Source organism: Terrabacter sp. 2YAF2, assembly GCF_052114705.1.
GTDB lineage: Bacteria > Actinomycetota > Actinomycetes > Actinomycetales > Dermatophilaceae > Terrabacter.
In genome coordinates, this window is record NZ_JBFRFG010000039.1 from 1 (window position 1) to 10879 (window position 10879).

Genomic DNA, 10879 nt, shown 5'->3' on the forward strand with positions numbered 1-10879 from the left:
TGAGGTGTTTAGCGTCAAGGGCTGAGCGGGTGCCGGTGTCCTCGTCGTCGGTCCCTGCATAGCTAATCGAGGTCGTGCTCGGCAGCGTGTGATCGGGTTGTGTCGACGACGGGACGGGGCGGCCTGCGATGTCCGACGAGATACCGCAATGGTTCTCAATGCCGCGGAAGGCTCACCCCGCCCCAGCTCTTGGTGGCTAGCGCCGCGTGCTGGTGGCTTGGTGCTGATGCTCTGGTGCTGGATATCGTTATGCCGCAGTGGTGCTCGCGGTCTCCTTCCACATGGTGGTGCCGTGGGCGGCGATCACCGGGTCCCACGCGCGCTGCTGGGTGACGACGGCGTACAGCTGACGCAAGATCGCGCCGGCGACGGCGGTCTGGGCTTGGGTCGGGGTGAGCCGGTTGGTCTCGCGGGTGGTGAGGTGTCGGTAGCGGGCGGCGTACACCCGGTTGGTTTGTAGGCACCCCCACACCGCCCGCCACGCCGCGACGCGCAGCTGCGGCCGCCCGGCGCCGGTGAGGCGGGCCCGGCCGGTGAAGGTGCCGGACTTGCGTTCCCGCGGCGCCAGGCCGGCGTGCTTGACCACGGCCCGGGCGGAGGTGAACCGGGTCAGGTCGCCGGTCTGGGCGAGGATCGCGGCGGCCCCGACCGGGGACAGCCCGTCGATGCTGGTCACCAGCGCGGTCAGGCCCAGCTCGTCGAGGACGCACACCATCCTGGTTTCGATGTCGGTCAGGTTGGACCGGGCGGTGTCCCAGTCCGCGAGGGTCCACTCGAGCCGTTCGAACACCGCCGGCCGGTGCGCGACCACACCGGCGCTGTCATCGAGCGCGGCGAAGAGGCGGCGGACGATTCGCAGGCACGGCCGGACCCCGCCACGGCGCGTGACCTCGGCGCGGACGGCCCGCTCGAACCGGGCCAGCCCGAGCCGCCTCGTGCGGTCCAGGTCCCCACCGTCACGACCGCGCCCCTGCCCGACGACAACGGCCAGGGCGGCCACGAACGTGGTCGAGCGGAACGGGTGCTTCGCTGTCTCGAGCGCGGCCGGCCACACGCACTCGAGCAGGTCCCGGAGGGTCTGCACGCAGCTCACGTGCTGCTCGAGCAGCTCCTCCCGGCGGGAGCCGAGGTGCCGCAGCCGGGTCCAGGCCGCGTTCGCCTGGTCGACGGGTTCGGGCAGGTAGCAGCGCAGCTCGGCGGTGAGCCGGGCGATCAGGACGGCGTCTTTGTCGTCGGTCTTGTCCGTGGTGAGGTCCTCGGTCTTCCGGGCCCAGGAGGAGGCTGCGGGCTGGACGCATACGAATGACATGCCGCGTTCGGCGGCGAGCTGAGCCAGGACCATCCACCGGTGCCCGGTCGGCTCGCACGCCACCGTCACCCCGGCGAACCCCTTCGCGTGGGCGCGGTCCGCTGCCCAGTCCAGGGCCGCGCCGAGGTCCACGCCTTGCACCGGAACGTGCGCCGCGCGAGGACCTTCGAGTCGTGGTCGGTCACGACGAGCATCTGCTTGCGGTCGGCCAGGTCGATCCCGACGATCGCGTTCGTCGTCGGGACCGCCGCCCGCAACCTCGAAAGCCGAGCGTTGCGGTTCCGATCACCGCGGGAAACGCCACTACCGTTGTTCATGAACGTCCTCCTTCTTGCGTGTGGGACACCAAGCCCGACAAGCGCATCAGGGAGGACGTTCGCCACGCCAGACCCGACCGCGCAGAACGCCTTTCTATGCCGCGATCAGCGCACTCGTGCCCGCTGGCGCTCTCCGCGGAACGCACCGGATCAGCTCACCTTGATCTCGACGGAGGCCACGACTGCACGAGAGTCCGCGGTCGGGAACGCGACGAATAGACCACCTGACGAAAGCGAGGACGGGTCGATGCTCGCAATCATCCGGGAGCACAACCGGCTCAACGGATTCATCTTCACGATCGCGGAGTTCTGCCTGATCGCTGCGCTCCTGCTTCCCTTTGTCGTCTACTACTGGGCTCACCAGCGGTGGTGGGAAGCGGCGGTTGCCACCGGCATCGTCCTGAACTGTGTAACCATCAGCCTCACTGCTGGACGCCAACGCGCGCGAGGCGAGCAGCAGGTCGGCCTCCGGGCGATGCGCCGCCCGGAGCTGCGTCATCAGGTCGCCCGGGAGCACCCCTCGCTGGCCCGCCACACGCTGACCCTCGCCCTGTCAGTGCTGGTCCCATTCCTCGTGAGCGCGTGTTCGCTGGCCGACGTTGCACGCGCCCGCTGACAACGTCTGCGCGCGGGGAAGTCGTTGCCCAGGGGGTCGCTCACAAGCGTGAGGTGCGGTGGATGGTGGCCGGTCCCGCCCGTCGGACCATGCCGCTGAGGGTCGTCTCCTGTAACCAAGGATCGGCAAGTTCGCTCCCTGACTGAACCCGGGGGCTGTAGTTTCCACACGGGAGCTGTGGGCTCACGCCCGTGATGAGCGACTGGCAGGGGGACGCATGGCGCATGACGGTGAGGGCAACGACATCGAGGGGGCGCACGGACCAGTCGCGCTCTGGCGGACCGTCGGGATCCCGCTGTTGGCGATGGTCGCCATCCTTGTGGCGTTCGTGCTCGTCGGCGTCGACTGGCACGTGTTGTTGTTTCTAGGCGTCATCTTCGGCGCTCCGACGCTCGTGCGCCCGTGGGACCGCACTGTCGTTTCGACTGCGGGAGTTCGGCTCAGGAGGTGGTTCAGGTGGCGCACGCTGTCGTGGAGTCAGATTGCACGCGTGGCCGAGCCCGGCCGGTGGAAGGCAATGGATGTGGTCGCGATCATCACCACCGAGGGGCAGGGCGTCCCGCTTGATCTCCCTGGCTCGCGTCGTGCGGAGTTCATCCGATACGCCGAGGCCCACGGCATATCGGAGAACGGACCGCGTCCCGAGAACTGATGCCGTTTGCGGCCTGAGGGGCGACCTCGTCGCGCAGACGTCCGCACATGCCGCTGAGGGCTAGCTCTCAGGTGGACTGAGCCGTTCGAGGAGGGAGCGCCAGAACGAGGGGTGGGTCTTGTTCCATTCCGCCAGTGTGACGATGCGGTCGTCACCGATCATCTCGGTGATCGTCTTGCGCTGGTCCTCGGTCAGGTGGATGGCGAAGGAGGTTCCCTCGTCGGCAAGGCTGGCGACTTCGGCGTGATCGTGTCGCCAGAATGAAGCATCGTAAGCGTGCGCGGCGAACGTGATGAAGGCTTGGCGGACTGCGTGATCATCGGTGAGCTGCATGCCCGTCTGCTGGTAGGGCTCATCCCGCTTGTGTTCGGGAACAAAGCGGTCGCGCAGCAGTGCGGCTGCCCCGGCAGCCTCCGCCGGCCAGGTGTCACGCATTGACCACGGGATGTCAGTCTCCGCCTTGGCGATGTCGTGTTGCACGAGGGAGAGCGCTGCCCGACTTGCAGCCCAAAGGGCTTCGTCGTCCAGTCCATCGAGAAGGAGGAGGTACTCCACGCGGTCGTTAGGCACTTCGGGAGTCTTTCAGGATGCAACCTCGGCGGTGTGTCATTCACGCGCGGACGCACGGTCATGCCGCTTACCGGTCGTGCCGAGAAGCTGGAGTCCGGGGCGCGCCCACAGACCGTCGAAGGAAGATCCCATTCCGAGCGCCACACGTGCGGATTCCACGCTCGGTGCGAAGCCGCGAGGCATGGGGCATGCTGCGCAGCGCGGCTGCCCGATCGCTGTCGACGTCGCTGACGCCGTGGTGGCTGCTGGTGGCGCCGCCCCGTCGACCCCAGGGGGTGGGTCACGGAACGGCGCCGGCGAGAACGTGTCGGCCGATTCTAGGAGCAGTCCGGAGGCCAGGGGCGAGCCGGATGGACCGCGCACTGCTATTTCGACAGTGCGGGAGGGCTCTCGAGACTCTGCTCAGAGGTCACTGCTGCGGCTTGCGCGCCCTTCGCCTGAGCGTCTTCCCACAGGGCTTGGACCTCATACACCCGGCGACGGCCCTTCCGGTGACCAGCGAGCGGAGGATGCGCATTGCGCCGGCGCACTTCGTCCAGGGCGGCAAGCCTCATGAGTTCGAGGTTCACGCGCATGAGCGCATTGAGCACTTCAGCGGTCTGCGTGCCCTGCTTCAGGGCATCCACCTGCCCTTGCTTGAACTCAACCTCCTGCGAGAGCTGCCTGCTCCGCTCTTGGAGGCGAACGTTGCGCTCAGCGAACCAAACGACGGCAGCAGGGCCGACCAAGGCAAGCACAATCAGAGTGGCCAGACGGAACTGCGCGGCCGAAGCAACGAATCCTGCGATCGCGAGCCCAAACACCACGCAGCGGCTAGCCCCACGAGCCACTTCGCTCGAACGGTCGAAGACCCACTGCACTTGCCGAAGGAGCCTGCCGCCGAACACGGCAGCCGCCAGCCCCGCGTAGAACAGCCACAGCCAGTTCGAGTCCCGCGCCTGGAAGGCGATCCATGCGAGCCAGAGGCCGTACAGCCACCACAGCGAGCCGAACACGATGGTCGCGGCGCGGCTGTGCACCACCCGGCCGGTTCTAGTTCGCGGCGCGGGGAGCTGAGCCCGAACCGCATCCGCCGTCTCATGAGTCACGCCATGGGAGGTATCGGGCATGTCTGAGGTTCCCACGTACTGCGGCGCGAAGACCCGCAACGGCGCCACCTGCTTCAAGCGGGGCAACATGCTCGCCCCTGCCCCTGCCCCTGCCCCAGACGCCTCGCCCGGCTCTGCCCCGACCCGGCACGACTCGGCGCGCCGCCCCGGCTGGCTCAGATGAGCGGATGGTAGCTCGAGCCGAATTAGCGGGCCTCCGCTCATGCCGCTGGTGTGCCGTACTCCGTCGAGCACGCGGCAGGTCAGGTCGACGGTCACCTGCCGGGTCGTCGCTCGGCGGCCGCGGCCCTGAGATCCTGCCGCATCGGCGCGCACTTCTCTCCGGGCACGTCTGCCAGGCACTCCGTCAAGGGCATCCAGCCGTCGGCTTCGCGGCCCACGCGATCTCCTCGAGAGCCAGGGTGCGGCAGTACTCAACGATGGCCCTCCAGTTCGGCCAGGGTGCCGGTGGCGATGACCTCGAGCGACAGGTCGCGGACCTTGACGTTCCCAGCGTTCTGCGCCGGTCTGTATGCGAGCGGGCTTGCGGTGGCTGCGACTCTGTTCCTTGAGGTGCGCCAGCAGGCACGGATGCGTGCGCGCGCCGCAGCTCAGAACCCCACTCAGTGGGGCTGACCGGGCTGCCGTGCCGTCGTCCGCTAGCCCAGGGCAGCTTCGAAGGCAGTGAGGAGGTCGTTCGCGGCTTTCTCTGATGTCGCCTCGATAGCGAACAGCCAGGGGCCGTTGCTGGGGGTCACCGCCACCACGACCGCTTCGTGATAGGGCGGTTGTCCGTCCCCGGTGAGCCAGACATTCCGGGTACCCGCCGGGCTACTTTGTCGTGGCCTGCGTGGAAGCGGCGGCGGACGTAGCCTGCTGCTGTGCGCAGCACTTTCGTGGGCCGTACCGTCGAGCTCGAGGCCCTGGACCTGCTCACCACTCGGTGGGACGGTGGCGGCCCGGCTGCCGCCATGATTCTCGGTGACCCCGGCGTCGGTAAGACCCGGCTCCTTACCGAGTTCCGCGCCGGGGTCGGCGGTATGAAGCAGTTTGCAACGGCGGGCTACGAACCCGAACGGGAGGTGCCGCTGGCCTGTATGCGGCCGTGCCTGAAGGAGCTGACCACCGTGCCGAAGTATGGCGCTGTGCTCGATGACTTGGTCTTCGCCGGCGCCGCCACGGCTCAGTCCCTGGAGTCGGTGCGGGTCTTCGAGGCCGCCCATCAAGCCGTTGCTGGACTGGGTCCGGTGCTGCTCGTCGTCGACGACGCGCAGTGGGCCGACCGGGCCTCCCTCGCACTGCTGCACTACCTGGTGCGGGCGGCCCGCGACACGGCTCTTCCCCTCGGCATCGTGATGGCGTCCCGGGCGGCCGCGGTGACGGAGTCCTTCGCAGAGGCCCTGGCCCGCCTACTCGGGCGCGACCGATTGGTGCTTCTTGAGCTGGGTCCCCTCGATCGTGACGACGGCGTTCGTCTCGTCCGGGGCCTCGCACCGGACGTGGCTGACACGACCGCAGAGGGCATCTGGCGGACCGCCGAGGGCTCGCCGTTCTGGCTCGAGGTCCTTGCCTGCGGTGGGCCCGGGGACGGCGACGTCGCCGGGCTGGTCGGGCGGCGGGTCCGTTTGCTCGGCGACGAGGCGGGGTTGGTCCTCACCCTGCTGGCCCTCGTGGGGCGACCTCTCACCGTGGAGGACCTTGTGCAGTTGTGCAGTGCTGCGGAAGGGGAGGTGCACGGCGCGGTCGCCGGCCTGGAGCACCGGGGCCTGGTAGTCCGCGCGGTCGGGAGCTACCAGGTGGCGCACGACCTGATCAGGCAGGGGGTGTTAGAGGGGCTGTCCGCGCCTCGCTCCCGACAGCTGCACACGCGGATCGTGGACTGGCTCGAGGCGACGTCCGAGGCCGACGAGCTGCTGCTCCTGGAGGCGCTAGAGCATCGCGAGGCGGCCGGCCTGCCCGTGCGCGACCTTGCCGCCCGTCTGGCAGGGGCACCCCGGCGGCGGCTGCTCGGGGCCGCGGGCCTGCGGCGACTCGGCGAGATCGCCGACGCGACCGCACCGCATCGCGGGTCCGTCGAGGGTGATCGGTCGCTCGAGGCCGATCTCGCGTCGCTGGCGGGTGAGCTGGGCGAGCACGAAGAGGCACTACGCCGCTGGTTGCACCTGGCCGCGCTCGCTCAGGACCCGGTCGAAGCCGCTCGTGCCGCGCTCCGCGTATCCGAGTTCGCGCTGCAGCTCGGGTGGCAAGCCGAGGCGCAGGATGCCCTCGAACGGTGCCGCGTAGCAGCAAACGACGACCTGGTGCTCAGGGCCGAGGTCGCGGCACAGGAGGCCGCGCTGTTTCGGCACGCCGAGCACGACGCAGCCGCGGCGATGGCGGCGGCGCAAGAGTCCCTCGCCATGGCTCGGGAACTCGTCCCCGACCCGCAGGTGCTGCGGAGCCAGGCCGGACCCGTGCGGGCTGCCTATCTGCGCGCCCTGGTCGCCGTCGCGGAGGGAGCCCTGATGGTGGACGATCCCGAAGGGCTCCTGGCGTCCGCCGACGAGCTGGCCAAGGCCGCAGTCGACTTCGACGAGCGCGTCCACATCGAGGCACTCGTGGACGGCGCGATGGCCCTCCGGTTCCTCGGCCGGAACGCCGCTGCCGAGACCCGGCTACGTGGCGCATGGGCGCAAGCGCGCGGTCGCGTGCTCCCGCAGGCCGTGCTCGAGGTCGGTGCCGCGTACGGGCGGGTTCTGCTGTCCCTCGGGCGACTCGGCGACGCCGAGGTCGTCATGGACGAGTGCACGGCCCTCGGTCGCCGGCTATCCGAGCTGCGTCCCGCCCGCGCGTTCAGCGTGATCCTGCCGCGGTTGATCGAGCTGCAGCGGGGCGACTGGCGGCGTGCGGTGGACGGGTTGGGCGAGGCGGCGGATGAGGAGCGGGAGCCGCACTACCGCTTGCAGGCGCACATGGAGCGCGCCGCGGCGCTTGCGTGGCTCGATCCGGGGCATACCAGTGCCGATGTCCGTGCCGCGGTCGGATGGGCACGCGCGGACGCCGCGTCCGCGGGATGCCTGAGGTGCGGCACGGAGGCGGCCCTCCGCGGCGCCGAGGCGCTCGCCCGCGTCGGAGACGTGCCAGAAGCCCATGCGCTCCTCTCCCAGGTCGAGGTACCGGTGGCGGACCTCTACAACAGCTGGCGGCGCCTGGGTGCCGAGGCCGCGATCGCCGCCGCCGTTCGCCGGCTCCCGGATGCGGTGGGAGCCTCGCGCACTGTGGTGGCCGAGGCGGAACGCCAGGGGCTCCTGTTGGATTCCCTTCAGGCGAAGCTCGACCTGGCTGCGTTACTGGCCCGGGAACAGGACACCGCCGGGGCGGCGGAGCTGTTCCGGGGGGCAGGCAGCGTGGCCGAGCGAATCGGCGCCACCACGGCACAGCTGGTCGCCGAACGGGGGCTGCGCTCTCTCGGCGTCCGAACCTGGCGTCGTGGTCCGGGGATTCGTCCGTCCGACATGCTCGGCACGCTCACCGAACGGGAACACGAGATCGCCGTGTTCGTCACCGCCGGCGCCAGCAACCGCGAGATCGCGGCACGCCTGTTCCTCTCCCGCAAGACCGTCGAGCGACATGTGTCGAACATCCTCGCGAAGCTCGGAGTGCGGAACCGCGCCGAGCTCGCCGCCCAGCTCGGCAATCCGCCCGCCTCCCGACCCGCGGAACGGTGACTCCCGACCTGAGGGAGTTGCCCGATGATGGCCGCCCGCGCCGGCACGCACGCTCGGAGGGACCTCAGCCAACCGGCACCGAGGTCCACACCGAAAGGAGCAGTGCGATGCTCAGGATCAACTCGATACGCCACGGAGAGAGGCCAGCCAGGTGGTGGCTCTCACGTCTGGCGGTGCCAACCTCCCTTGTCACCGTGGGCAGCGTCCTCGCCCTCGGGGCCGCGACCGCCCACGCCGACCACGACTATTCCATCGCGGGGTCGGCGAACGCCGCTGAGCACCGGCTCGGAGCCGAGTCCACGACGAGGCCCGCTCGCGCGCCGGACGCAGCGAACGCAGCCGAACACTCGCAGGCTGGTGGCGTCGTTGCAGATGATTCCCGGAACCCCGCGGTGATCCACCTTTCGGCGCCGGCAGGCACCGGGACCACACGTGTCGACGTCGGAGCGCCGGGGCAGAGCGTCGGTGACTACCTGGTCTTCAACCACCCCGTGCTCAACCCTGCGATGACCCAGAAACAAGGCGACCTGCGGGGACAATGCGTGTTCGTCGAGGACACCATCTGCATGGGAGACGTCACCTTCGAACTCGCCAGTGGCCTGATCACGGTGGAGGGCCCATTCCACCTCACGAGAGAAGCCAACAGCTTCGCCATCACCGGAGGGACTGGTGCCTACCAGACCGCTCAGGGCGTCCTCGAGGTCAGGTCCACAACAGAGCGGAACGACTTCGTCCTTCGACTGCTCCGCTGACGGCGGATTCACCACGACCAGCAAGGGGGGAGGGCCACGAGGTACTCGCCACCAGCGTCTGGGTGCTGGCCGGGTAGCTGAACCGGGTCACTGACCGGCCCCAGGTCGCCGGGCCCTTCTCCACCGCGGTGACCCGGCGGAGCTCTCGTAGGCGAAGATCACCAACTGTGCCGATCCAGCATGGCTGGCCGACCGGAATCGACTGGATGTGACGCACGCTCATGCCGCTGTCCGCGCGGTGCTGCCGAGTTGAGGATGTTGGCGCAGGGCCCCTACGTCGCTACAGGTCAAACTCCATGGCTGCTCCCTCGACCTCTGCGTCAGTCGCTCGCCAAGGACGGCGGAGCTCCGCGAGCCTGACCACTCCGAGGACTGCGACGGGATCATCCGCGGAAACGCGGGCGTGAGCAGTCTTGGCAATGAATCGCTCCTCGTGCTGCTCCAGCTCGTATCCAAGTTGCCGAAGCGCCAGTAGCGCCGGGACCACGGTGTTTTAGCCTGCACCACAAGGTGCCGGACCTCACCGCTGCCGCAGCCAGGGAAAGAGCCACGGGGAACGTCATGGCTCAGGCGGTCTCCCCGTGCACCACCCTGTGGGCTAAGCAGATGGCCGCCGTCCCGACGGAGGGCAAGGCGCCCGTCTCAGTGACGTCGTCTGGAACCAGTCAAATGATCTCGTCGGGCCGGTGGCATCCGCCCGCGGCGACCCCGCGGTGGCACCTAGACTCGGGATTTGCAGCCTCCCTCGGCCCGCGCAGAGCTCGAGCCACTTCGAGAGGTCACCACCATGGAAGTCTGGCCCGCGATCGCCCAGGAACGCGCCGCCCTCGTGGACGCCCTCGACGCCCTGCCCGCCGACGCATGGAACCAGCCGTCGCTGTGCGCGGGCCGGACGGTCCGCGACACCGTCGCACACATGGTGGCGACGGCGCAGCTGACGCGGGCGGCGTTCGTGGTCAACCTCGCCCGCCACGGCTTCTCCTTCACGCGGATGAGCGATGCCGAGATCGCCCGCGTGGAGGACGACGCGCGCACCCCGCACGACCTCGTCGCCCGCCTCCGGTCCCGGGTCTCGGCGCGGACGGCGCCGCCGGGGCCGGCAAGGTCGTGGCTCGGCGAGACCATCGTCCACGGTGAGGACGTCTTCCGAGCCCTCGACGGCTACCGGGACCACCCGGTCGAGCACGTCGTCGCCGTCGCCGACTTCTACCGCGGCAGCAACCTGCTGATCGGAGCCAAGCGTCGCATCGACGGTGTCACCCTGCGAGCCACCGACGCCGAATGGACCTCCGGCAGCGGCCCCGAGGTGGTCGGTCCCATCATCGCTCTGGTGATGGCCATGACTGGACGCAAGGCCGCGCTCGAGGACCTCACCGGCGACGGCGTCGCTGTGCTCCACTCCCGTCCCTGAGCCCTACCGCCCCGTCGTTTCCTGCCGCCCCCCTACGCCAATCCCACGCACGCCATTCGTGGCCTGTGCGGATTCCAGGCCACGAAACTGCCCCTCGCGTCCGGACGGACCGCTTCACCGGGATGACGGTCCCGACGAGTCGGCGCCGCGATCCGCCCAACATCGGCTGATGCAGCGGGTGCACCCTCATCCAAGGGTCGACCCGAGCGGGCGACGAAGGGCGTGCCGCACCCGCCCGGCACGTCACAACACCTCCTGGCCTCGTTACGCAATCTCGACCACCGATGGCCAAAGCCCGAGGACGGTTACCGGACATCAGCGTGAGGTGTTTAGCGTCAAGGGCTGAGCGGGTGCCGGTGTCCTCGTCGTCGGTCCCTGCATAGCTAATCGAGGTCGTGCTCGGCAGCGTGTGATCGGGTTGTGTCGACGACGGGACGGGGCGGCCTGCGATGTCCGA

8 protein-coding genes are annotated in these 10879 nt (G+C 69.3%); 5 read left to right on the top strand and 3 right to left on the bottom strand.

The genetic code is table 11. The features are described 5' to 3' along the window. Window positions 1-247 precede the first annotated feature (247 nt). Complete coding sequence (locus AB4030_RS22105) at window positions 248-1441, bottom strand: transposase (protein WP_442281354.1); 1194 nt, start codon at window positions 1439-1441, stop codon at window positions 248-250. Window positions 1442-1873: 432 nt separating this feature from the next. Here AB4030_RS22105 and AB4030_RS22110 point away from each other — a divergent pair, with 432 nt between their 5' ends. Both AB4030_RS22110 and AB4030_RS22115 read left to right on the top strand, forming a co-directional pair. Then, on the top strand, window positions 1874-2242 hold the full coding sequence (locus AB4030_RS22110; protein WP_442281355.1) for a hypothetical protein: 369 nt from the start codon (window positions 1874-1876) through the stop codon (window positions 2240-2242). 217 nt (window positions 2243-2459) lie between these two features. Then, entirely contained in the window at window positions 2460-2894 is a 435-nt protein-coding gene (locus AB4030_RS22115) for a PH domain-containing protein (RefSeq protein ID WP_442281356.1), read from the top strand. 60 nt (window positions 2895-2954) lie between these two features. Here the strand turns inward: AB4030_RS22115 and AB4030_RS22120 are convergent, their stop codons facing one another. Continuing rightward, window positions 2955-3449 carry a hypothetical protein gene (locus tag AB4030_RS22120; RefSeq protein WP_442281357.1) on the bottom strand — a complete coding sequence of 165 codons (495 nt, stop codon included), beginning with the start codon at window positions 3447-3449 and terminating at the stop codon, window positions 2955-2957. Window positions 3450-3829: 380 nt separating this feature from the next. Beyond that, on the bottom strand, window positions 3830-4630 hold the full coding sequence (locus AB4030_RS22125; protein WP_442281358.1) for a hypothetical protein: 801 nt from the start codon (window positions 4628-4630) through the stop codon (window positions 3830-3832). An 803-nt stretch (window positions 4631-5433) separates the two neighbouring features. Between AB4030_RS22125 and AB4030_RS22130 the strand changes: the two genes are divergently transcribed. The 3 genes from AB4030_RS22130 (at window position 5434) to AB4030_RS22140 (ending at window position 10422) form a co-directional block, all read left to right on the top strand. Then, a complete protein-coding gene (locus AB4030_RS22130) occupies window positions 5434-8259 on the top strand; it encodes an AAA family ATPase (RefSeq protein ID WP_442281359.1) in 2826 nt (941 codons plus the stop codon). 107 nt (window positions 8260-8366) lie between these two features. Further along, window positions 8367-9011, top strand: coding sequence for an allene oxide cyclase barrel-like domain-containing protein (locus AB4030_RS22135; RefSeq protein WP_442281360.1), 645 nt, complete (start codon window positions 8367-8369; stop codon window positions 9009-9011). Window positions 9012-9798: 787 nt separating this feature from the next. Continuing rightward, window positions 9799-10422, top strand: a complete 624-nt coding sequence (locus AB4030_RS22140) for a maleylpyruvate isomerase family mycothiol-dependent enzyme (protein WP_442281361.1) — start codon at window positions 9799-9801, stop codon at window positions 10420-10422. Window positions 10423-10879: the final 457 nt, after the last annotated feature.